We start from the raw sequence: 18,987 nt of genomic DNA, 5'->3' as shown, positions 1-18,987 counted from the left end.
GGCCCCTGAAAGGGGCCGTTTGGGCTAAAAAGTACCGATTAGGCCTTTTCTACAACGGCAACCAGGGTCCAGGACTTGGTCTTGGACAGCGGGCGGCATTCGCGGATTTCCACGAGGTCACCAGCTTTGCACTCGTTGTTTTCATCATGTACGTGCAGCTTGGTAGTGCGCTTGATGATCTTACCGTAGATCGGGTGCTTTACCTTGCGCTCGATGGCAACAGTGATGGACTTGTCCATCTTGTCGCTGATTACACGACCCTGCAGAGTACGGATTTTGTCAGTCATTACGCACCTGCCTTCTCAGTCAGTACAGTCTTGATACGTGCGACGTCACGACGCACTTGTTTCAGAGTGTGAGTCTGAGCCAGTTGGCCGGTGGAAGCTTGCATGCGCATGTTGAATTGCTCACGCAGCAGGCCCAGCAGCTCCTGGTTCAGTTCTTCGACGCTCTTTTGACGCAGATCTTGGGCTTTCATCACATCACCGTCTTAATTACGAAAGTGGTCTGAACAGACAGCTTGGCTGCGGCCAGGGCGAACGCTTCACGCGCCAGAGCCTCAGGTACACCGTCCATCTCGTACAGAACCTTGCCAGGCTGGATCGGGCAAACCCAGTATTCCACGTTACCCTTACCTTTACCCATACGAACTTCGAGGGGCTTTTCGGTAATCGGCTTGTCCGGGAACACACGGATCCAGATCTTACCCTGACGCTTAACGTGACGGGTCATGGCACGACGGGCTGCTTCGATTTGACGAGCAGTCAGCTGACCACGAGATGTCGCCTTCAGGCCAAAGGTACCGAAGGATACTTCGTTACCAGAGGTGGCCAGACCGCGGTTACGACCTTTGTGGGTCTTGCGGAATTTAGTACGCTTTGGTTGCAACATTTACCGAATCTCCTTACTTGGCAGCGCGGCGCTTGTTGTCACGCTTGGGCTTCGCAGGAGCTTGCTCTTGAGCAGCGGCAGCGTTGACAGCAGCCAGACCGCCCAGAACTTCGCCCTTGAAGATCCAAACTTTAACGCCGATCACACCGTAAGTGGTGTGGGCTTCAGAAGTTGCGTAGTCGATGTCGGCACGCAGGGTGTGCAACGGCACACGACCTTCACGGTACCATTCGGTACGCGCGATTTCAGCGCCGCCCAGACGACCGGAAACTTCCACTTTGATGCCCTTGGCACCCAGGCGCATTGCGTTCTGTACGGCGCGCTTCATAGCACGACGGAACATTACACGACGCTCCAGCTGGGAAGTGATGCTGTCGGCAACCAGTTTGCCATCCAGCTCCGGCTTGCGGACTTCGGAAATGTTGATCTGAGCAGGCACGCCAGCAATAGTGGCTACAGCTTTGCGCAGCTTCTCAACGTCTTCGCCTTTCTTACCGATCACAACACCCGGACGAGCGGTGTGAATGGTCACACGGATGCTCTTGGCCGGACGCTCGATGGTGATCTTGGACAAGGACGCGTTTTTCAGTTCCTTGGTCAGGAACTGGCGTACTTGAAAATCGCTGTACAGGTTGTCAGCGAAGTCTTTGGTGTTCGCGAACCAGGTAGAATTCCAAGGCTTGGTAATACCCAGGCGAATGCCATTAGGATGTACTTTCTGACCCATTGCTTATCTCCCAGCCTTAGCGTCGGATACCACTACGGTGATGTGAGCGGTACGCTTGAGGATACGATCCGCGCGACCTTTGGCACGAGGACGGATGCGCTTCATGGAGGGACCTTCGTCGACCATGATAGTAGCAACACGCAGGGCGTCGATGTCGGCGCCTTCGTTGTGCTCAGCGTTTGCAATGGCAGATTCCAGCACTTTCTTCACCAGAACAGCAGCCTTTTTCGGGCTGAAGGTCAGGATGTTCAGAGCCTTGTCTACGGACAGACCACGTACTTGATCGGCTACCAGACGAGCTTTCTGGGCAGAAGTACGGGCATAACGGTGTTTAGCGATAGCTTCCATCATTTATCCCTTAGCGCTTCTTAGCCTTCTTATCAGCAGCATGGCCGCGATAAGTACGAGTCGGTGCGAATTCACCCAGTTTGTGACCGATCATTTCTTCGGTAACGAAAACCGGAACGTGCTGACGACCATTATGGACAGCGATGGTCAAACCGATCATGTTCGGGATGATCATTGAACGACGGGACCAGGTTTTAACCGGCTTTTTATCCCCGCTTTCCACCGCTTTCTCTACCTTCTTCAGCAAGTGCAGGTCGATAAATGGACCCTTCTTGAGAGAACGTGGCATGGTGATTCCTCTATGTTAACAATTACTTGTTACGACGACGTACGATGTACTTGTCGGTACGCTTGTTCTTACGGGTCTTGAAGCCTTTAGCCTTCTGGCCCCATGGGGACACAGGCTGCATGCCCTTGTTACGACCCTCACCACCACCGTGCGGGTGGTCAACCGGGTTCATCGCCATACCGCGAACGGTCGGACGAATACCACGCCAGCGGTTTGCACCGGCTTTACCCAGTTGACGCAGCATGTGCTCGGAGTTACCGACTTCGCCGATGGTAGCGCGGCACTCGGCCAGAACTTTACGTACTTCGCCGGAACGCAGACGCAGAGTTACATAGTTACCTTCACGAGCCAGGATCTGGATGAAAGTACCAGCGGAACGAGCCAGCTGGGCACCTTTACCAGGCTTCATCTCAACAGCGTGAACGGTAGAACCGACCGGGATGTTGCGCATCGGCAGGGTGTTACCTACCTTGATTGCGGCATCAGCACCAGAAGCGATTGCATCACCAGCTTTCAGGCCTTTCGGTGCCAGGATGTAACGACGCTCACCGTCTGCATACAGCACCAGGGCGATGTTTGCGGTACGGTTCGGATCGTATTCCAGGCGCTCAACTTTAGCCGGGATACCGTCTTTGTCGCGCTTGAAGTCGATCAGACGGTAGTGCTGCTTGTGACCACCGCCGATGTGGCGAGTGGTGATGCGGCCGTTGTTGTTACGACCACCGGTTTTGTCTTTCTTGTCCAGCAGAGCTGCAAAGGGCTTACCCTTGTACAGTTCCTGGTTGACGATCTTGACGACGTGGCGGCGGCCCGGAGAAGTAGGCTTGCACTTAACGATTGCCATTTTTCAGAACTCCTCTTACTCGGCTGCGCCCATGAAGTCGATGTCCTGACCAGCTTTCAGGGTCACATAAGCCTTTTTCCAATCGGAACGACGGCCTACGCGTGCACCTGCGCGCTTGGTCTTACCCTTCATGTTCAGGGTACGGACGGTCTCAACTTCGACCTCGAACAGTTTCGCAACTGCAGCTTTGACTTCCGCCTTGGTGGCATCAACAGCAACTTTGAACACGATAGTGTTCTGCTTTTCTGCAACCATGGTGCTCTTTTCAGAGATGTGCGGAGCCTTCAGAACTTTCAGCAGACGCTCTTCACGGATCATGCCAGCATCTCCTCGATTTGCTTAACTGCATCAGCAGTCATCAGAACCTTGTCGAAAGCGATCAGGCTGACCGGGTCGATACCGGCAACGTCACGCACGTCAACTTTGTACAGGTTGCGAGCAGCCAGGAACAGGTTCTCATCGACTTCAGCAGTCACGATCAGAACGTCAGTCAGTTCCATTTCTTTCAGCTTGGCGATCAGTTCTTTGGTCTTCGGAGCTTCGATGCCGAACTTCTCAACAACGATCAGGCGCTCTTGACGTACCAGCTCGGACAGAATGCTACGGATAGCGCCGCGGTACATCTTCTTGTTTACTTTCTGGCTGTGATCTTGCGGCTTAGCAGCAAAAGTCACACCACCGGAACGCCAAATGGGCGAACGGATGGAGCCAGCACGGGCACGACCAGTACCCTTCTGACGCCACGGCTTTTTGCCGCCACCAGACACTTCAGAGCGAGTCAGCTGCGCACGAGTACCCTGACGGGCACCAGCGGCATAAGCAACGACAACCTGGTGAACCAGAGCTTCGTTGAATTCGCGCCCGAAGGTAGTCTCGGAAACTTCAAGAGCGCTCTTGGCGTCTTTCATTACCAATTCCATTACTATCTCCTCAGACGTTACGCTTTGACGGCAGGTTTAACGATCACGTTGCCGTTGGTTGCACCCGGTACTGCACCTTTGATGAGCAGCAGGTTGCGTTCAGCGTCAACACGAACCAGTTCCAGGTTCTGAGTCGTTACACGCTCAGCACCCATGTGACCAGCCATCTTTTTGCCCTTGAATACACGGCCCGGGGTCTGGTTTTGACCGATGGAGCCAGGTACACGGTGGGACAGAGAGTTACCGTGGGTCATATCCTGGGTACGGAAGTTCCAGCGCTTAACAGTACCGGCAAAACCTTTACCCTTGGATGTGCCGGTAACGTCTACCAGCTTAACGTCAGCGAGAAGATCTACTTTCAGCTCGCTACCAACAGTGAAAGTTTCACCGTTGTTCAGGCGGAATTCCCACAGACCGCGACCGGCTTCTACACCAGCTTTGGCGAAGTGGCCAGCTTCCGGCTTGGTTACGCGGCTAGCTTTCTTGGAGCCAGTGGTAACCTGAATAGCGTTGTAGCCGTCGGTTTCTACAGATTTGACCTGAGTTACACGGTTAGCTTCAACTTCGATAACAGTCACCGGGATAGAAACGCCATCTTCAGTGAAGATGCGAGTCATACCCACTTTGCGACCTACAAGACCGATTGTCATTGTTATCAACCTCTTTCCGTAATTAACCCAGGCTGATCTGGACGTCTACACCAGCTGCCAGATCCAGACGCATCAGGGCGTCTACGGTCTTGTCAGTCGGCTCAACGATGTCTACCAGACGCTTGTGAGTGCGGATCTCGTACTGATCACGCGCGTCTTTGTTGACGTGCGGGGAGATCAGAACGGTGAAACGCTCTTTGCGAGTCGGCAGCGGGATAGGACCGCGAACCTGCGCGCCAGTGCGCTTAGCAGTTTCAACGATTTCCGCAGTGGACTGATCAATCAGACGATGATCAAAAGCCTTCAGGCGGATACGGATTCTTTGGTTCTGCATTGACAGAGCTCCAATAGATAAAAGAACATAAATCAACACCGCCCGACCGAGATTACTCCCGCCAGAGGTGTGATTTTTCACGTTTCTCCCCATATCGGGGAGACTGTATGGCTGGTTCCCACAAAGGGGATACTCAGCAAGCAGACATATCGTCTGGCTGGCCTCATGAGCAAGCGGAGGGGATTATACGGATTTTTCAAATTTGCGCAAGTGAAGGCGAACAGATTGTGCGCAATTTTATGTGACAGATGGATCTCGCACTCACCGCCTCTCCTCCCCTGCCGGCCGCACTGACGACAAGCCGGCAAGCAGACTGATAGACTGGACTCCGCCTTCGTCAATGGAACGACTCCCACATGCTCAAAGATCAAAAGAAAGCCTATCAATATGGCCTCTGTGCCGTTGCGCTCTGGTCGACGGTCGCCAGTGCCTTCAAGATATCGCTCACCTACTTTGAACCGGTGCAACTACTGCTGGTCGCGGCGTTTACCTCGACCCTGACGCTGACAGCCATCGTGGCCAAGCAGGGTAAACTGGGTCTGCTGGGCAGCTACATCAAGGCACGCCCGCTTTACTATCTGGCGCTGGGTGTACTCAATCCCTTCCTCTATTACCTGCTGCTGTTCAAGGCCTATGACCTGCTGCCTGCCCAGCAGGCGCAAACCCTCAACTACACCTGGGCCATCACCCTCAGTCTGCTGGCCGTTCCCTTCCTCGGTCAGAAACTGCGTCGTCGCGATGGCGTCGCCATCGTGCTTGGCTACTTTGGCGCGTTGGTGATCGCCACCAAGGGGGATATATTCGGCCTGCAGTTCGACAGCCCGCTCGGCGTCACGCTGGCACTGGTGTCGACTCTGATCTGGGCCAGCTACTGGATCCTCAATACCCGCAATCAGGGGGATCCTATCGTCAGCTTGCTGCTTGGTTTCATCATCAGCCTGCCCTTTATCGTCGCCGCGACCTGGCTGCTCTCCGATTTTGCCATGACCGCTTGGCAGGGATGGGCAGGCGCCATCTATGTAGGGCTGTTCGAGATGGGTTTCGGTTTCGTGCTCTGGTTGATGGCGCTGCGCCACGCAACCAACACAGCCCCCATCAGCAACCTTATCTTCATCTCGCCGTTTGCCTCGCTGGTGCTGCTCAACCTGCTCATCGGCGAAACCATTCACCCCGCCACCCCTATCGGGCTAGCCTTCATCGTCGCGGCCCTGCTTATCCAGCAGCTGAAATATGGCAAGCGCTATCGCAATACCGCCAAACCACAAGCCTGACCAAGCAGAAGGGGCGTATCTCTCGATACGCCCCTTCTCTCAATCCATCCACTCCTGCGGCTGGTTCTTGGGTAACCGCAGCTCGACCAGCAAGCCACCCAGCTCGGATCGTCCCAACCTGATGGTGCCGTGATGCTGGGCCATGATCTTGGCTACGATGGCCAGTCCCAAGCCGCTCCCTCCCACGGTGCGAGCCACATTCCCCTGAGTAAAGGGCGTGAGTACCCGGGTGTAGTCCTGCTCCGGGATACCCGGGCCATCATCGGACAAGCGCAGGCGAACCCAGTGACCATCGTCTTTCAGCTCGGCATGCAGGCTGCCTGCCCCATAGCGTAGCGAGTTGCCTGCCAGATTGGTCAGCACCCGCCGCATGCTGATCGGGTTGCAGACGACTCGCACCGCATCCTTCGGCAGGGCGAGGTCAACTTCGAGCCCCTGCTCGGTGTGCATCAGCAAGGTGTCGTGTACCAGCTGAGTCAAATCGGCCGGTGAAAACTGCTGCCCTTCATCGGGACGGATGTAGTCGATGAACTGGTCGATGATGGCATTCGATTCATCGATATCGGAGTTGATGCTCTCCTTGAGGTACTCGTCGCCCGACGACATCATCTCGGTCGCAAGACGAATCCGGGTCAGCGGGGTGCGCAGATCGTGGGACACCCCCGCCATCATCATGTTGCGCTCCTCGATCAGGCTCTTGATGGAGTGCGACATATGGTTGAAGGTGCGGGTCAGACGGCGAACTTCACGGGACCCCTGCTCGCCGAGCGCTTCGGGGAACTCCCCTTTGGCCACCGCAACGGCCCCCTCCTCCAGATCCTCCAGCGGGCGAACCAGCTGACGGGCAAAACGCCATGCGGCGAAGAGCGTAATGACCAGCAGCACGCTCATATAGAGGATAAGCGGCTCGATATCGTCATCTTCAATCTCGGTCAACGGGATTCGGACCCAGGTTTTGTTGGCCTGGGGAGGCTGGATCCAGATGATGTAGTGATCCTGGATCTCGACCCGCACCTTGGTCTTGCCACCAAGCTCGCGACTGATGTTCTCCTCCAGATAGGCATAGGGCTTGGAGTCGTTGAGTCCATGCTGCTCCGCTTCGCTCTGGGTGTAGATATCGCTACCGGTCGCCACATAGACCAGCGCCTCGGCGTCATCGCTCAGCGCCAGCTGATTGCTCTCGACCGGAAAGATGAGTTTGACCTGATTGGCCAACAGGTGACTGATCTGCTTGACCGTCGGGGCCAGCAGATAGTTGTAGAAGGTAACGTAGGAGACTGCTTGATAGACGATCAGCACGGCCGCCAAAAACCAGAGCATGCGTGAAAACATGCTCCCGACTTTTTTCATGCTCTTTCACCATCAGGCACAAAGACGTAGCCCAGACCCCAGACAGTCTGCAGATAACGCGGCTGGGTCGGGTCCTGCTCCAGCAGGCGGCGCAGGCGCGACACCTGCACATCGATGCTGCGCTCGGTGGCAGTGTATTCGCGGCCCCGGGCCAGATTCATAAGCTTGTCGCGGGAGAGCGGCTCGCGCGGGTGACTCACCAGCACCTTGAGCACAGCAAATTCACCGCTGGTCAGCGCCATCGGCTCACCATCGCGGCTCAGCTCGCGGGTCGCGAGATTGAGCTGATAAACCCCGAAGTTGACCACCTTCTCGGCGGCGGAAGGAGCACCGGGCAACTCGACGGTATGACGGCGCAGCACGGCACGGATCCGGGCCAGCAGCTCACGCGGATTGAACGGCTTGGGCAGGTAGTCATCCGCCCCCATCTCGAGTCCGACGATGCGATCGACATCATCCCCCTTGGCAGTCAACATCAAGACCGGGATCTGGTTGCCCCCCTCACGTAGACGACGGCAGATGGAGAGACCATCCTCGCCGGGCAGCATCAGGTCGAGCACCATCAGGCTGAAGTTTTCACGGGTCAGCAGACGATCAGCCTGCTCGCCGTTGGCAACGCCACGCACCACGAACCCCTGTTCGGTGAGGTAGCGCTCCAGCAGGGAGCGTAATTTCAGATCGTCGTCCACCACCAGGACCTTGTATTGCTGCTGACTCATTGGATTGCCTCGTCGCCTTAATCTGCCTCCAATACTAGGGCGGGGCACTGCGGGAGCAAAGCATAAATATGTTACCGGTTATTGCTTGATGGTTGCGTAAGCGGAAGTCAATCGAACGAAAATCGTATTGGCCATATCTTGTCGCAGCCACCCGGATACCATGATTTCACTCGACAGCAGAGGGACAAAAGCTAATATTCCCGTGCAGTTAGCACCACCTCTCTATCAGACCAGGTCAGAGATCATCATGAAGACAAAGCTGATCACCCGCGAAGGTTACAACAAACTGAAGGAAGAGCTCGATTTCCTGTGGCGTCAGGAGCGACCCGAGACCACCCGCAAGGTGGCTTGGGCGGCCAGCCTCGGTGATCGCAGCGAGAATGCCGACTACCAGTACAACAAGAAACGGCTGCGGGAGATCGACCGGCGGGTGCGTTACCTGCGCAAGTGTCTGGAAGAGCTGGGGATTGTCGATTACGCCCCCGCTCAGGAGGGCAAGGTCTTCTTCGGTGCCTGGGTCGAGGTGGAGAACGACGAGGGCGAGACCAAGCGCTTTCGCATCGTCGGCTATGACGAGATCTTCGAGCGCAAGGATTACATCTCCATCGACTCCCCCATGGCCCGCGCCCTGCTCAAGAAAGAGGTCGGCGACGAAGCCATCGTGCGCACGCCAGTCGGTGACGTCTGCTGGTATGTCAACGACATCAGTTACCCGCGCTAGCCCTCTCTGATGCCGGCCATGTGGTTGGCATCCCCTCCTGCGCGCCCTATAGTGCTGGCACTTGGCGCCATTGAGCCAGACCCGACCACAGAGGTTCTTAACAGAAACCATGACACAGACCATCGAACATCTGATCGCTGCCGAGCTCAATGCTCGCCCGCAACAAGTCGAAGCCGCTGTACGCCTGCTGGATGAAGGCGCGACCGTGCCCTTCATCGCCCGTTACCGCAAAGAGGTGACCGGCGGTCTGGACGACAGCCAGCTGCGTACCCTGGAGAGCCGACTCGGCTACCTGCGCGAACTGGCAGATCGCCGCCAGGTGATCCTGCGATCCATCGAGGAGCAGGGCAAGCTGACCCCCGAACTGGCCCGCGAGCTGAACGAAGCCGACAGCAAGACCCGACTGGAAGACCTCTATCTCCCCTACAAACCCAAACGCCGCACCAAGGGGCAGATGGCCATCGAGGCGGGGCTGGAACCGCTGGCCGACCTGCTGCTGAGCGACCCGATGAAAGAGCCCGAACAGGAGGCGGTTCGCTTCCTCAACGCCGAGCAGGGGATCACCGACAGCAAAGCGGCTCTCGATGGCGCCCGCTACATCCTGATGGAGCGCTTTGCTGAGCAGGCCGACCTGCTGGAGAAGCTGCGCGACTACCTGTGGCAAAACGCTACCCTGCGCGCTCGCGTGGTGGCTGGTAAAGAGCAGGAAGGGGCCAAGTTCAAGGACTACTTCGAGCACGACGAGCCGCTGCACAAGGCCCCCTCCCACCGGGTGCTGGCCATGCTGCGCGGTCGCAACGAGGGTGTGCTCAATCTGGCGCTGGTCGCGGGTGACGATGAGGGTGCCAGCCCTTGCGAAGGGATTATTGCCCATCACCTCAAGCTCAACCTGCAAAATCGCCCGGCCGACAAGTGGCTGCAAGGGGTAGTGAGCTGGACTTGGAAGATCAAGCTATCGCTCCAGATGGAGACCGAACTGATCGGTCGCATCCGCGAGTCAGCAGAGGATGAGGCGATCAAGGTATTTGCCATGAACCTCAAGGATCTGCTGATGGCGGCTCCGGCCGGCATGCGTTGCACCATGGGGCTGGATCCCGGCATCCGTACCGGCGTCAAGGTGGCCGTGGTCGATGCCACCGGCAAGCTGGTCGATACCGCAACCATCTATCCGTTCGAACCCAAGCGCCAGATTGACCAGAGCCTCAAGACCCTGAGCGAGCTGTGCCAGAAGCACAAGGTCGAACTCATCAGCATTGGCAACGGCACCGCCTCGCGGGAGACCGACCGCCTGGTGAGCGATCTGTTCGAACGCTATCCGGCCGCCAAGGCCCAGAAAATTGTGGTAAGCGAAGCGGGAGCCTCGGTCTATTCCGCCTCCGAGCTAGCCTCTCTGGAGTTCCCGGATCTCGACGTCTCCCTGCGCGGCGCTGTCTCCATCGCCCGCCGTCTGCAGGATCCGCTGGCCGAGCTGGTCAAGATCGATCCCAAGAGCATAGGTGTGGGTCAGTACCAGCACGATGTTGGCCAGAGTCAGCTAGCCCGCCGACTCGATGCCGTGGTCGAGGATTGCGTAAACGCGGTCGGGGTGGATGTGAACACCGCTTCGGTCGCCCTGCTCAACCGGGTTTCCGGCCTCTCCCAAACCCTGGCCCAGAATATCGTCGCCTATCGTGACGAACACGGCGCCTTCCAGAATCGTCAGCAGTTGCTGAAAGTGAGCCGACTCGGCCCCAAGGCGTTCGAGCAGTGTGCCGGCTTCCTGCGCATTCGTGGCGGCAGCAACCCGCTGGACGGCTCGGCGGTACACCCGGAATCCTACCCAGTGGTAGAGCGGATCCTCGCCAGGCTGGAACAGACCGTGGATAGCCTGCTCGGTAACAGCAGCCTGCTGCGCACTCTCAAGCCTGCCGACTATACCGACGAGCAGTTCGGTGTGCCCACCGTCACCGACATCATCGGCGAGCTGGACAAGCCGGGCCGCGACCCGCGCCCCGAGTTCAAAACCGCAACCTTCAAGGAAGGGGTGGAGAAAATCAGCGATCTGGTGCCCGAGATGGTGCTGGAAGGGGTGGTCACCAACGTCACCAACTTTGGCGCCTTCGTCGATATCGGCGTCCATCAGGATGGCCTGGTGCACATCTCTTCCCTCACGGACCGCTTCGTCAAGGATCCCCGCGAGGTGGTCAAGGCCGGTGACATAGTGCGAGTGAAGGTGCTGGAGGTGGACGTGCCGCGCAAGCGGATCAGCCTGACCATGCGCCTTGACGAAAAGGCTGGCCAGCCGGCACGCAAACCGGCCGAGCCGCGCCACTCCGGTAACACCAAGCCGAAACAGGCGCCCCGGCAGAGTGCTCCGACCGAGGGAGCCATAGGCAACGCCTTCGCTGCGGCCCTCTCCAAGCTGAAGAAATAAGCGCCCCAGAAATGCAAAAAGCCCCGCGAGGGGCTTTTTTGTCAAAGTTACCCAGCGTTATTGGGCCAGTGCGGCCAGAATGGCGTCAGCCTCCTGATGGGCTGCCAATACTTCCCGCAGCCGGTTGAAGGCCTTGCAGGCCTCCTGCGGGTATTTGCCGTAGGAGACCACCCCTGTGTGGCTCCAGCCTGCAGCAAGCATCACTTTCTTCTTGAAACTGGTGCCCTCGGTGCCACCACCACCCAGCTGCATCAGAAATTGCTCCATCTGCAGATGGGCCGGCGGTACACGGGAGAAGGTAGTGAAATCTTCCGGTTTGACTTCATCGAAATGCATGACAGCTCCTGTAAAAATAGGATGGGCCTGATCTTCAGGTTAGTTGCAAAAATTGGGTGTGCTGCCGAAAGTTGCTGGCACTGCGTCAGATGCGCAGACTAAGTGACTGGTTTGCAGCCGGGCTCACAGACTGCTGATAGCGGTTGGCGATCACCTGATTGCGCTTGTCCATGTAAGCGCTCAGCACCCCGTCCGTACTATTGCTGCGTTCGGCTATCAGCTCTTTGCGTGCTTTGGCTTCACTGGCAGCCGCACTGCGTGCGACCGACAGATCCTGAGCTGATGGCTCGGCAGGGGCCAGCGCTGCCGAACGGATTTGCTGCATCTTGGTGATGGTGGCAGCAGGATCACCGGGCACTGCGCTGGTGTCTATCTGGACTTCACCACCAGTCGCATAGCGCTTGCCATCCGGCCCCTGAGTGAACTGGAAGGTCGGCATTCCCGCATAGCTACCGCCGGCAGAGTGGTGCGCCTGTTCATGGGTGCGCACCTCCTGATCCCGATCGGCCAGATCCTGAACCTGTTGCTCGTGCCTCCTTTGCTGCTCCTGCTCTTTATTATTCGGGTCTTGTTGCTTGCGCTGACCATCCTCCCCCGTCGCTTCGACAAAACGGTGGTCGAGGGGGTTTTGCACTGTGGATTGGTTACCTTCCCGGCTGCTCTGGTTGGCAGGGTTGGTGTTGGTCGCCTGACCGGCTTTGGATTTCTCTTTCTGGGAGCCGACTTCAGATTCGGCAATGGAGGCCTGGCTCGAGCGAGCCTGCGGGATCAGTTCTGCCCGGCGATTATCCGTCCGGGCCGCTTCCACTTGAGGTTGCAGCTGCGTCGGAATAAGGGGGGGTAGACTGACATTGATGTTCATCTCACACCCGGATGTCGATCAGGGTTCCCATCATGTCGCTGGCAGTCTTCATCACCTTGGCGGAAGCTCCGGCTTGCAGCTCGGCAGACTTGAGGTTGACGAGTTCGTCCGGCACTTGCACCTGATCCCCGCTTGGCGTGTTGAGACGGGCAAGCTGGCCGGATGCCCGATCGGCAACCTGCTCGGCTCGCTGGAATCCCTGCAGGCCACTGTTAAAGGCGGATTCAATACGCATGGCGTTACTCCTCTGATCACAGCTTAATTATCCGCCAGACCAGAGGATTAATGAAGCTTTGCGGCTATTTTTTAGCCAACAAAATCTCGAAGGATTTCAATGAATTCGTCAGGATGAGAAATAAAAGGTGCATGTGAGGCCTTGCTGAAGGTGACACTTCGACTAGCGGGATAGCGTTCATCCAGCAGAGGAATGGCTGCTTTGGGCACCAGTGAATCCAGCCGACCATAGATGCGCAGCCAGGGCAACGCCAGGGATACCAGGTCATCGCGCAGATCAATATCAGCCAGCAAACCGAGCCCCGCCTCCAGTGCTGCGAACTGGGGAGCAGGTCGTTCCGCAAGCCAGTGGCGCAGCTGGCGGATATCGTCCCGGGCATGTTCGCTGCCCATCGCCTGGATCGCCAGAAAGCGCTCTATGGTCTGGCGAAAATCCCCCGCCAGCATCTGGTTGAAACCGGTCAGCACCTTGGGGGCAATTCCGGGCCACTCGTCCCGTGCCATAAAGCAGGGAGAGCTGGCTACCGTGATCAGGGAGTGCAGACGCTCGGGATGAGTCAGCGCCAGCCGGCTCGCCACCAGACCTCCGAGGGACCACCCCACCAGATGACACTTCTCTGGCAACACGGTGGCGACCTGCTCCGCCAGCCATGGCAGGTTATAGTCGACCCCCTCGGCCAATGGGCTGTTACCAAAGCCGGGCAGATCCACCAGATGAACCCGGTAATGTACCGCCAGCTGCTGGGCGATGCCGTGCCACACTGCGCCGTTCATACCCCATCCGTGCAACAGCACCAGATCGGGTCCCTGACCAAACTGCTCTACCGATACGCTCATCTAGACTCAAGATCCCTGTTCATGCTCTTGGGGTCAGCATGTTAAAGCGCCTGCTTGCCAAAGCAAGTCCACTGTTCGGCAGCCACGCCGACTGGCAGGGAAGCTGCCTGCTCTGTCGGCAGCCTTGTGATGACGAACCGTTGCTATGCAGCTGGTGTCGACAGTCCTTGCATCAGCCACAGCAGCGCTGTCGACTCTGCGCCGCCCCGCTGCCGGAAGAGATCCAGACCGGGGTAGTATGTGGTCGCTGCCAGCGCAGGCCACCGCCGTGGGAGCGACTACAGGTGATCGGTGACTATCAGCCACCCTACCCGGCCCTGATACCGCGCCTGAAGTATTCGGGGCAAATTCTATTGGCCCCCCTGTTGGCCCGTTTGCTGGCAGATCATCTCGATTGCGATGACCTGCCGGAGACGATTATTCCCGTCCCTCTGCACTGGTGGCGTCAATGGTGGCGCGGCTTCAACCAGGCGGAGGAGATCGCCAGTCACCTGAGCCAGCTAACCGGAATTCCTTGCGATAACCGGCTGCTGCGCAGGATCAGAGCGACGCCACAGCAGACCAAACTCAGCGCAGGCCAGCGACGGCGCAATCTGCGCGGCGCATTTCACATTGCACCACACCACTATCGTCATATCGCCCTGCTTGATGACGTGGTTACCACCGGCGCCACCGCCGGTCAGCTCGCCCGTCTGCTTCATGAGAGCGGGGTCACAAAGGTGGAGGTCTGGGCCATCTGCCGCACCCAGAGGCATCTCAAGTAGCCATCGGCATGCTACCCAAGCCTTGCTAACCGCGTTATCATGAATACCCTAGTCGTACACTCAGGTTTATGAGGATAGTGATGATCAGCATTTCCGACGCCGCCCAGGCCCATTTCCGTAAACTGCTGGAAAAACAGCCTGATGGCACCAATATCCGGGTGTTTGTGGTCAATCCGGGAACCCAGAATGCCGAGTGTGGCGTATCGTATTGCCCACCCGATGCCGTGGATCCGGAAGATCAGCACCTGCCTTTCAGCGGTTTCGACTGCATGGTCGATCCCCTGAGCGCCCCCTTCCTGGTGGATGCCACCATCGACTTCGTGACCGATCAGATGGGCTCCCAGCTCACCCTGAAGGCGCCGAACGCCAAAATGCGCAAGGTTGCCGACGATGCACCGCTGATCGAGCGCATCGAGTACACCCTCATCTCCGAGGTTAACCCCATGCTGGCCGGTCACGGCGGCAAGGTGACCCTGACCGAGCTGACTGAAGATGGCTACGCCATTCTGCAGTTTGGCGGCGGTTGCAACGGCTGCTCCATGGTCGATTACACCCTGAAAGAGGGTATCGAGAAGCAGCTGCTGGAGAAATTCCCGGGCGAACTCAAGGGTGTCAAAGACGCCACCGAGCACCAGCGCGGCGACCACTCCTACTACTGATTTGTTGCCCTTGCGGCGCAAAGAAAAGGCCCCGCCATCCGGCGGGGCCTTTTGCATGGGCAATCGGCAGATTACTCGTCCTTCTTGTCGCGCGACAGCAGGGCGATGGCGGCCTCTTTCGGGTTTTTCCCCTCATAGAGCACCTTGAAGATCTGTTCGCAGATGGGCATCTCGACGCCGCAGCGCGCCGCCAGCAGATGCACTTCCTTGGTGTTGCGATACCCTTCCACCACCTGACCGATCTCGGTCATGGCAGTGTCGACATCTTTACCGGCGCCAAGCGCCAGTCCGAAGCGACGGTTGCGCGACTGGTTGTCGGTACAGGTGAGCACCAGATCCCCGAGCCCGGCCATCCCCATAAAGGTTTTGGCATCGGCTCCAAGGGCGGCACCCAGACGCTGCATCTCCACCAAACCCCGGGTGATGAGCGCGGTTCTGGCGTTGGCGCCAAAACCCAACCCGTCGGAGAGGCCGGCACCGATGGCGATGACGTTCTTCACCGCCCCACCCAGTTGCAGACCGACGAAATCCGGATTGGTATAGACCCGGAACGAGCGGCCACAGTGCAGCAGATGGGAGAGATCGTCGGCGAAATCATCGTGGGTCGAGGCGACCGAGATGGCGGTCGGCATACCGGCAGCCAGCTCCTTGGCGAAGGTGGGGCCGGAGATGACCGCCAGCGGCATCTCGTCACCCAGCACCTCGCGGGCCACATCCTGCAGCAGGCGGCCACTGTCAGGCTCCAACCCCTTGGTGGCCCAGGCGATACGGGTATCGGGGCGCAGGAAGGGTTTGACCTGAGTCAGCACCAGGCCGAATACGTGGCTCGGCACGACCAGCAGCAGCACGGGGGCAGCCTGTACCGCACGTTGCAGATCCGCAGTCAGCTGCAGATCGGCAGGAAAAGGGACATCCGGCAAAAATGCCTTGTTGCAGCGATCCTGTTCCAGCTCGGCGACATGGGCGGGGTCATGACCCCACAGCAGGGTCGGATGACCGTTGCGCGCCAGAGAAATGGCAAGGGCGGAGCCGTAAGACCCCGCCCCCAGGACCGAGATAGCGATCTGGTCAGCCATTATCAGGCTTCCGCAGTCGCCTGCTGGGCCTGAGCTTGCGCCATGTGCTGGGCAAACAGGGCATCGAAGTTGACCGGTGCCAGGTTCAGCTGCGGGAAGGAACCCTTGCTCACCATGTTGGCCACGGCTTCGCGGGCATACGGGAACAGGATGTTCGGGCAGAAGGCAGCCAGGCAGTGGGCCAGTTGCGGCTCCGGCAGGTTGCCGATGGTGAAGATACCGGCTTGCTGAACTTCGCACAGGAAGGCAGTTTCGGTTTCCAGCTTGCAGGTGACGGTCAGGGTCAGCACCACTTCGTAGACGCTGTCAGCCAGGATGTTGGTCTTGGTGTCCATGTCCAGCTTGACGTCCGGCTGCCACTCTTTCTGGAAGATGTGCGGGGTGTTGGGCGCTTCGAAAGAGACATCCTTGGTGTAGACACGCTGGATGTGGAATTCCGGTTGTACTTCCTGGTTGTTGATCTCGTCAGCCATTTCGTTTGCTTCCTTTTATATGGATAAGTGGGCACAGGCCCTGCTTGAATCAGCGTTAATCAGCGCTTCTTGGTGACCGGCAGATTTTCTGCACGCCACTGGGCCATGCCACCGCCGAGCACATATACCTGCTGGAATCCGGCCTTGCTCAGCTGACGGCCCGCGCCGCCCGCAGTCATTCCCGACTCGCACACCACTATGATGGGGGCATCTTTATGCTTTTCAACCGGGCCCAGGTTATTGCTCTGGATCTGGGTGAGGGGCAGGTGCTGGGCACCGGCCAGATGGCCCTTGGCGTACTCTTCCTGACTGCGAATATCCACCACGGTGGCGTTTTCACGGTTGATCAGCAGGGTCGCGGTGTGGTTGTTGACGGTTTTTACCGGAGAAAAACGGGCACGCACAGTGGTGTAAACCAGAGTGCCTGCCAGGCCGAACCAGGCTGCGGTCAGCAGCGGGTTGCGAGCCGCGAAATCCAAATACTCTTGCATCTTCTACTATCCAGGGATCAAGACAAGGGCCCGAGTATACATGGGGGAATAGCCAAGATCAGCCATCTTGGCGGGAAAGCGCGAGCAGGCTCCCATCACGATTCGGTATGTTGCGCCCCTGAAACGGCGCTGTGCGGAGCCGAGGGGGTCGCCCTTGGCTATCAGGTGACTATTTCGGCAGATGTAGTAATATTACGCTAGTTTCATTTCCCGCATTTTTTCCAATCCGAGAGGACATAGTCTTATGTCAACAGCTAAGAAACCTTTGGTTCTGGTCATCATGGACGGTTGGGGCTACAGCACCAAGCAGGAGTTCAACGCCGTCGCTGCCGCCAAGACTCCCAACCTCGATCGTCTGGCCCGTGACTACACCAGCACCCTGATCTCCGGCTCCGGCCTGGACGTCGGTCTGCCGGATGGCCAGATGGGCAACTCCGAAGTGGGCCACGTCAACATCGGTGCCGGTCGCATCGTCTATCAGGAGCTGACCCGCATCTCCAAAGACATTCAGGACGGCCCCTTCTTCGAGAACGTGGAGCTGGCCAAGGCTGTTGACGCTGCCGTGAGCAACGGCAAAGCCGTTCACATCATGGGTCTGATGTCTCCGGGTGGCGTACACAGCCACGAAGAGCACATCATGGGCATGATCGAGATGGCCGCCAAGCGTGGCGCCGAGAAGATCTACTTCCACGCCTTCCTGGATGGTCGTGACGTACCGCCGCGCTCCGCCCAGTCCTCCATCGAGCTGTTCGACGCCCTGTTTGCCAAGCTGGGCAAGGGCCGTTTCGCCTCCATGATCGGCCGTTACTACGCCATGGACCGCGACAACCGCTGGGATCGCGTGCAGCAAGCCTATGACCTGATGACCCAGGGCAAGGGCGAGTTCACCGCTGAAAGCGCCACCGAAGCACTGGCTGCCGCCTATGCTCGCGACGAGAACGACGAGTTCGTCAAGGCCACCCGTATCGGTGAAGCTGCCCCGATGGTTGACGGCGATGCTTTGATTTTCATGAACTTCCGTGCCGACCGCGCCCGTGAAATCACCCGTGCCTTCGTTGACAGCGACTTCACCGGCTTCGCCCGTGCTGCCCAGCCGAAACTGAACTTCGTGATGCTGACCGAATACGCGGCCGACATCAAAACCGCCTGTGCCTACCCGCCGACCGCTCTGGTCAATACCCTGGGTGAGTGGCTGGCCAAGCAGGGCAAAACCCAGCTGCGCATCTCCGAAACCGAGAAGTACGCTCACGTCACCTTCTTCTTCAACGGTGGCGAAGAGGCCTGCTTCACTGGCGAAGATCGCGAAATCGTCGCCAGCCCGAAAGTGGCTACCTATGACCTGCAGCCGGAGATGAGCTCCGAAGAGCTGACCGACAAGCTGGTTGCAGCCATCAAGAGCGGCAAGTACGACGTCATCATCTGTAACTACCCGAATGGCGACATGGTTGGTCACACCGGTGTGTTCGATGCCGCCGTCAAAGCCTGTGAAGCCGTTGACCACTGCATCGGTCGCGTTACCGACGCCCTGGCCGAAGTGGGTGGCGAGTGCCTGATCACTGCCGACCACGGCAACGCCGAGAAGATGATGGATGAAGAGACTGGTCAGGCTCACACCGCCCACACCAATCTGCCGGTTCCGCTCATCTACTTCGGTCGTAAAGCCGAGGTTGCCGAGGGTGGCAAACTGTCCGATCTGGCCCCCACCATGCTGACCCTGATGGGTCTGCCGGTGCCGCCGGAAATGACTGGCAAGCCCCTGATGATTCTGAAATAATCCT

General features: G+C 58.2%; 26 protein-coding genes. 6 read left to right on the top strand and 20 right to left on the bottom strand.

The features are described from left to right. Positions 1–38 precede the first annotated feature (38 nt). Genes rpsQ through rpsJ form a run of 11 tightly spaced genes read right to left on the bottom strand, consistent with a single transcriptional unit; the run spans position 39 to position 5,003 of the window. The gene (gene rpsQ, locus AAHA39_RS14030) at positions 39–287 is read right to left on the bottom strand and encodes a 30S ribosomal protein S17 (protein ID WP_005307966.1); all 249 of its coding nucleotides are present in this window, start codon (positions 285–287) and stop codon (positions 39–41) included. Beyond that, complete coding sequence (gene rpmC / locus AAHA39_RS14025) at positions 287–478, bottom strand: 50S ribosomal protein L29 (RefSeq protein ID WP_005307965.1); 192 nt, start codon at positions 476–478, stop codon at positions 287–289. Before rpmC ends, rpsQ begins: the two co-directional genes overlap by 1 nt. Continuing rightward, complete coding sequence (gene rplP, locus AAHA39_RS14020) at positions 478–891, bottom strand: 50S ribosomal protein L16 (protein WP_005340612.1); 414 nt, start codon at positions 889–891, stop codon at positions 478–480. The genes rpmC and rplP overlap by 1 nt, the downstream gene beginning before the upstream one ends. A gap of 13 nt (positions 892–904) precedes the next feature. Continuing rightward, a complete protein-coding gene (rpsC, locus tag AAHA39_RS14015; RefSeq protein WP_005307962.1) occupies positions 905–1,618 on the bottom strand; it encodes a 30S ribosomal protein S3 in 714 nt (237 codons plus the stop codon). Positions 1,619–1,621: 3 nt separating this feature from the next. Then, positions 1,622–1,966: a 50S ribosomal protein L22 gene (gene rplV / locus AAHA39_RS14010; RefSeq protein WP_005319741.1), complete on the bottom strand. Its 345-nt coding sequence runs from the start codon at positions 1,964–1,966 to the stop codon at positions 1,622–1,624. Positions 1,967–1,976: 10 nt separating this feature from the next. Then, the gene (gene rpsS / locus AAHA39_RS14005; RefSeq protein ID WP_005307960.1) at positions 1,977–2,255 is read right to left on the bottom strand and encodes a 30S ribosomal protein S19; all 279 of its coding nucleotides are present in this window, start codon (positions 2,253–2,255) and stop codon (positions 1,977–1,979) included. Positions 2,256–2,277: 22 nt separating this feature from the next. Next, positions 2,278–3,099 (bottom strand): 50S ribosomal protein L2, encoded by an 822-nt coding sequence (rplB, locus tag AAHA39_RS14000; protein ID WP_041209710.1) that lies wholly within the window; start codon positions 3,097–3,099, stop codon positions 2,278–2,280. A 15-nt stretch (positions 3,100–3,114) separates the two neighbouring features. Continuing rightward, the gene (gene rplW / locus AAHA39_RS13995) at positions 3,115–3,417 is read right to left on the bottom strand and encodes a 50S ribosomal protein L23 (RefSeq protein ID WP_005307955.1); all 303 of its coding nucleotides are present in this window, start codon (positions 3,415–3,417) and stop codon (positions 3,115–3,117) included. Next, positions 3,414–4,019: a 50S ribosomal protein L4 gene (gene rplD, locus AAHA39_RS13990; protein ID WP_005340616.1), complete on the bottom strand. Its 606-nt coding sequence runs from the start codon at positions 4,017–4,019 to the stop codon at positions 3,414–3,416. The genes rplW and rplD overlap by 4 nt, the downstream gene beginning before the upstream one ends. Positions 4,020–4,036: 17 nt before the next feature. Beyond that, on the bottom strand, positions 4,037–4,669 hold the full coding sequence (rplC, locus tag AAHA39_RS13985) for a 50S ribosomal protein L3 (protein ID WP_005307947.1): 633 nt from the start codon (positions 4,667–4,669) through the stop codon (positions 4,037–4,039). Between the two features lie 22 nt (positions 4,670–4,691). Further along, positions 4,692–5,003 (bottom strand): 30S ribosomal protein S10, encoded by a 312-nt coding sequence (gene rpsJ, locus AAHA39_RS13980; protein WP_005307944.1) that lies wholly within the window; start codon positions 5,001–5,003, stop codon positions 4,692–4,694. 356 nt (positions 5,004–5,359) lie between these two features. On the opposite strand from rpsJ, the gene AAHA39_RS13975 reads away from it, so the two are divergent. Beyond that, positions 5,360–6,274: a DMT family transporter gene (locus AAHA39_RS13975; RefSeq protein ID WP_320656298.1), complete on the top strand. Its 915-nt coding sequence runs from the start codon at positions 5,360–5,362 to the stop codon at positions 6,272–6,274. A 39-nt stretch (positions 6,275–6,313) separates the two neighbouring features. On the opposite strand, the gene envZ is transcribed toward AAHA39_RS13975, so the two are convergent. Both envZ and ompR read right to left on the bottom strand, forming a co-directional pair. Further along, positions 6,314–7,624, bottom strand: a complete 1,311-nt coding sequence (gene envZ, locus AAHA39_RS13970; RefSeq protein WP_342690020.1) for a two-component system sensor histidine kinase EnvZ — start codon at positions 7,622–7,624, stop codon at positions 6,314–6,316. After that, a complete protein-coding gene (ompR, locus tag AAHA39_RS13965) occupies positions 7,621–8,343 on the bottom strand; it encodes an osmolarity response regulator transcription factor OmpR (RefSeq protein ID WP_033115589.1) in 723 nt (240 codons plus the stop codon). The genes envZ and ompR overlap by 4 nt, the downstream gene beginning before the upstream one ends. A 247-nt stretch (positions 8,344–8,590) precedes the next feature. On the opposite strand from ompR, the gene greB reads away from it, so the two are divergent. Both greB and AAHA39_RS13955 read left to right on the top strand, forming a co-directional pair. Then, positions 8,591–9,064 carry a transcription elongation factor GreB gene (greB, locus tag AAHA39_RS13960; protein WP_033115590.1) on the top strand — a complete coding sequence of 158 codons (474 nt, stop codon included), beginning with the start codon at positions 8,591–8,593 and terminating at the stop codon, positions 9,062–9,064. A gap of 109 nt (positions 9,065–9,173) precedes the next feature. Beyond that, positions 9,174–11,477 carry a Tex family protein gene (locus tag AAHA39_RS13955; RefSeq protein WP_320656297.1) on the top strand — a complete coding sequence of 768 codons (2,304 nt, stop codon included), beginning with the start codon at positions 9,174–9,176 and terminating at the stop codon, positions 11,475–11,477. Between the two features lie 57 nt (positions 11,478–11,534). Here AAHA39_RS13955 and AAHA39_RS13950 read toward each other — a convergent pair whose 3' ends face one another. The 4 genes from AAHA39_RS13950 to bioH all read right to left on the bottom strand — a co-directional run bounded on the left by AAHA39_RS13950 (position 11,535) and on the right by bioH (position 13,746). Continuing rightward, positions 11,535–11,813 carry a hypothetical protein gene (locus AAHA39_RS13950; RefSeq protein ID WP_033115592.1) on the bottom strand — a complete coding sequence of 93 codons (279 nt, stop codon included), beginning with the start codon at positions 11,811–11,813 and terminating at the stop codon, positions 11,535–11,537. Positions 11,814–11,898: 85 nt separating this feature from the next. Then, positions 11,899–12,675, bottom strand: a complete 777-nt coding sequence (locus AAHA39_RS13945) for a putative metalloprotease CJM1_0395 family protein (RefSeq protein WP_320656296.1) — start codon at positions 12,673–12,675, stop codon at positions 11,899–11,901. Between the two features lies 1 nt (position 12,676). Then, positions 12,677–12,910: a flagellar hook protein FlgE gene (locus tag AAHA39_RS13940; protein ID WP_043850655.1), complete on the bottom strand. Its 234-nt coding sequence runs from the start codon at positions 12,908–12,910 to the stop codon at positions 12,677–12,679. A gap of 71 nt (positions 12,911–12,981) precedes the next feature. Next, positions 12,982–13,746, bottom strand: coding sequence for a pimeloyl-ACP methyl ester esterase BioH (bioH, locus tag AAHA39_RS13935; RefSeq protein ID WP_320656295.1), 765 nt, complete (start codon positions 13,744–13,746; stop codon positions 12,982–12,984). Between the two features lie 38 nt (positions 13,747–13,784). Here bioH and AAHA39_RS13930 point away from each other — a divergent pair, with 38 nt between their 5' ends. Both AAHA39_RS13930 and nfuA read left to right on the top strand, forming a co-directional pair. Beyond that, positions 13,785–14,510: a ComF family protein gene (locus tag AAHA39_RS13930; protein ID WP_320656294.1), complete on the top strand. Its 726-nt coding sequence runs from the start codon at positions 13,785–13,787 to the stop codon at positions 14,508–14,510. Between the two features lie 80 nt (positions 14,511–14,590). Beyond that, complete coding sequence (nfuA, locus tag AAHA39_RS13925; protein ID WP_033115597.1) at positions 14,591–15,169, top strand: Fe-S biogenesis protein NfuA; 579 nt, start codon at positions 14,591–14,593, stop codon at positions 15,167–15,169. 71 nt (positions 15,170–15,240) lie between these two features. Here nfuA and gpsA read toward each other — a convergent pair whose 3' ends face one another. Genes gpsA through AAHA39_RS13910 form a run of 3 tightly spaced genes read right to left on the bottom strand, consistent with a single transcriptional unit; the run spans position 15,241 to position 17,209 of the window. Then, positions 15,241–16,245 carry an NAD(P)H-dependent glycerol-3-phosphate dehydrogenase gene (gene gpsA, locus AAHA39_RS13920; RefSeq protein ID WP_041209718.1) on the bottom strand — a complete coding sequence of 335 codons (1,005 nt, stop codon included), beginning with the start codon at positions 16,243–16,245 and terminating at the stop codon, positions 15,241–15,243. Between the two features lie 2 nt (positions 16,246–16,247). Next, the gene (gene secB, locus AAHA39_RS13915; protein WP_033115599.1) at positions 16,248–16,718 is read right to left on the bottom strand and encodes a protein-export chaperone SecB; all 471 of its coding nucleotides are present in this window, start codon (positions 16,716–16,718) and stop codon (positions 16,248–16,250) included. A 59-nt stretch (positions 16,719–16,777) separates the two neighbouring features. Then, complete coding sequence (locus tag AAHA39_RS13910) at positions 16,778–17,209, bottom strand: rhodanese-like domain-containing protein (protein WP_033115600.1); 432 nt, start codon at positions 17,207–17,209, stop codon at positions 16,778–16,780. A 244-nt stretch (positions 17,210–17,453) separates the two neighbouring features. Between AAHA39_RS13910 and gpmM the strand changes: the two genes are divergently transcribed. After that, the gene (gene gpmM, locus AAHA39_RS13905) at positions 17,454–18,983 is read left to right on the top strand and encodes a 2,3-bisphosphoglycerate-independent phosphoglycerate mutase (RefSeq protein WP_043850650.1); all 1,530 of its coding nucleotides are present in this window, start codon (positions 17,454–17,456) and stop codon (positions 18,981–18,983) included. Positions 18,984–18,987 lie beyond the last annotated feature (4 nt).

The sequence above is a fragment of the Aeromonas sp. SE22 genome (assembly GCF_038739755.1).
GTDB lineage: Bacteria > Pseudomonadota > Gammaproteobacteria > Enterobacterales > Aeromonadaceae > Aeromonas > Aeromonas jandaei.
This window is presented reverse-complemented; position numbering and strand designations above follow the sequence as displayed.

Bases quoted from the DNA above. Each gene is read 5' to 3' on its own strand.
- rpsQ (WP_005307966.1), bottom strand. From the start codon at position 287: ATGACTGACAAAATCCGTACTCTGCAGGGTCGTGTAATCAGCGACAAG.
- rpmC (WP_005307965.1), bottom strand. From the start codon at position 478: ATGAAAGCCCAAGATCTGCGTCAAAAGAGCGTCGAAGAACTGAACCAG.
- rplP (WP_005340612.1), bottom strand. From the start codon at position 891: ATGTTGCAACCAAAGCGTACTAAATTCCGCAAGACCCACAAAGGTCGT.
- rpsC (WP_005307962.1), bottom strand. From the start codon at position 1,618: ATGGGTCAGAAAGTACATCCTAATGGCATTCGCCTGGGTATTACCAAG.
- rplV (WP_005319741.1), bottom strand. From the start codon at position 1,966: ATGGAAGCTATCGCTAAACACCGTTATGCCCGTACTTCTGCCCAGAAA.
- rpsS (WP_005307960.1), bottom strand. From the start codon at position 2,255: ATGCCACGTTCTCTCAAGAAGGGTCCATTTATCGACCTGCACTTGCTG.
- rplB (WP_041209710.1), bottom strand. From the start codon at position 3,099: ATGGCAATCGTTAAGTGCAAGCCTACTTCTCCGGGCCGCCGCCACGTC.
- rplW (WP_005307955.1), bottom strand. From the start codon at position 3,417: ATGATCCGTGAAGAGCGTCTGCTGAAAGTTCTGAAGGCTCCGCACATC.
- rplD (WP_005340616.1), bottom strand. From the start codon at position 4,019: ATGGAATTGGTAATGAAAGACGCCAAGAGCGCTCTTGAAGTTTCCGAG.
- rplC (WP_005307947.1), bottom strand. From the start codon at position 4,669: ATGACAATCGGTCTTGTAGGTCGCAAAGTGGGTATGACTCGCATCTTC.
- rpsJ (WP_005307944.1), bottom strand. From the start codon at position 5,003: ATGCAGAACCAAAGAATCCGTATCCGCCTGAAGGCTTTTGATCATCGT.
- AAHA39_RS13975 (WP_320656298.1), top strand. From the start codon at position 5,360: ATGCTCAAAGATCAAAAGAAAGCCTATCAATATGGCCTCTGTGCCGTT.
- envZ (WP_342690020.1), bottom strand. From the start codon at position 7,624: ATGAAAAAAGTCGGGAGCATGTTTTCACGCATGCTCTGGTTTTTGGCG.
- ompR (WP_033115589.1), bottom strand. From the start codon at position 8,343: ATGAGTCAGCAGCAATACAAGGTCCTGGTGGTGGACGACGATCTGAAA.
- greB (WP_033115590.1), top strand. From the start codon at position 8,591: ATGAAGACAAAGCTGATCACCCGCGAAGGTTACAACAAACTGAAGGAA.
- AAHA39_RS13955 (WP_320656297.1), top strand. From the start codon at position 9,174: ATGACACAGACCATCGAACATCTGATCGCTGCCGAGCTCAATGCTCGC.
- AAHA39_RS13950 (WP_033115592.1), bottom strand. From the start codon at position 11,813: ATGCATTTCGATGAAGTCAAACCGGAAGATTTCACTACCTTCTCCCGT.
- AAHA39_RS13945 (WP_320656296.1), bottom strand. From the start codon at position 12,675: ATGAACATCAATGTCAGTCTACCCCCCCTTATTCCGACGCAGCTGCAA.
- AAHA39_RS13940 (WP_043850655.1), bottom strand. From the start codon at position 12,910: ATGCGTATTGAATCCGCCTTTAACAGTGGCCTGCAGGGATTCCAGCGA.
- bioH (WP_320656295.1), bottom strand. From the start codon at position 13,746: ATGAGCGTATCGGTAGAGCAGTTTGGTCAGGGACCCGATCTGGTGCTG.
- AAHA39_RS13930 (WP_320656294.1), top strand. From the start codon at position 13,785: ATGTTAAAGCGCCTGCTTGCCAAAGCAAGTCCACTGTTCGGCAGCCAC.
- nfuA (WP_033115597.1), top strand. From the start codon at position 14,591: ATGATCAGCATTTCCGACGCCGCCCAGGCCCATTTCCGTAAACTGCTG.
- gpsA (WP_041209718.1), bottom strand. From the start codon at position 16,245: ATGGCTGACCAGATCGCTATCTCGGTCCTGGGGGCGGGGTCTTACGGC.
- secB (WP_033115599.1), bottom strand. From the start codon at position 16,718: ATGGCTGACGAGATCAACAACCAGGAAGTACAACCGGAATTCCACATC.
- AAHA39_RS13910 (WP_033115600.1), bottom strand. From the start codon at position 17,209: ATGCAAGAGTATTTGGATTTCGCGGCTCGCAACCCGCTGCTGACCGCA.
- gpmM (WP_043850650.1), top strand. From the start codon at position 17,454: ATGTCAACAGCTAAGAAACCTTTGGTTCTGGTCATCATGGACGGTTGG.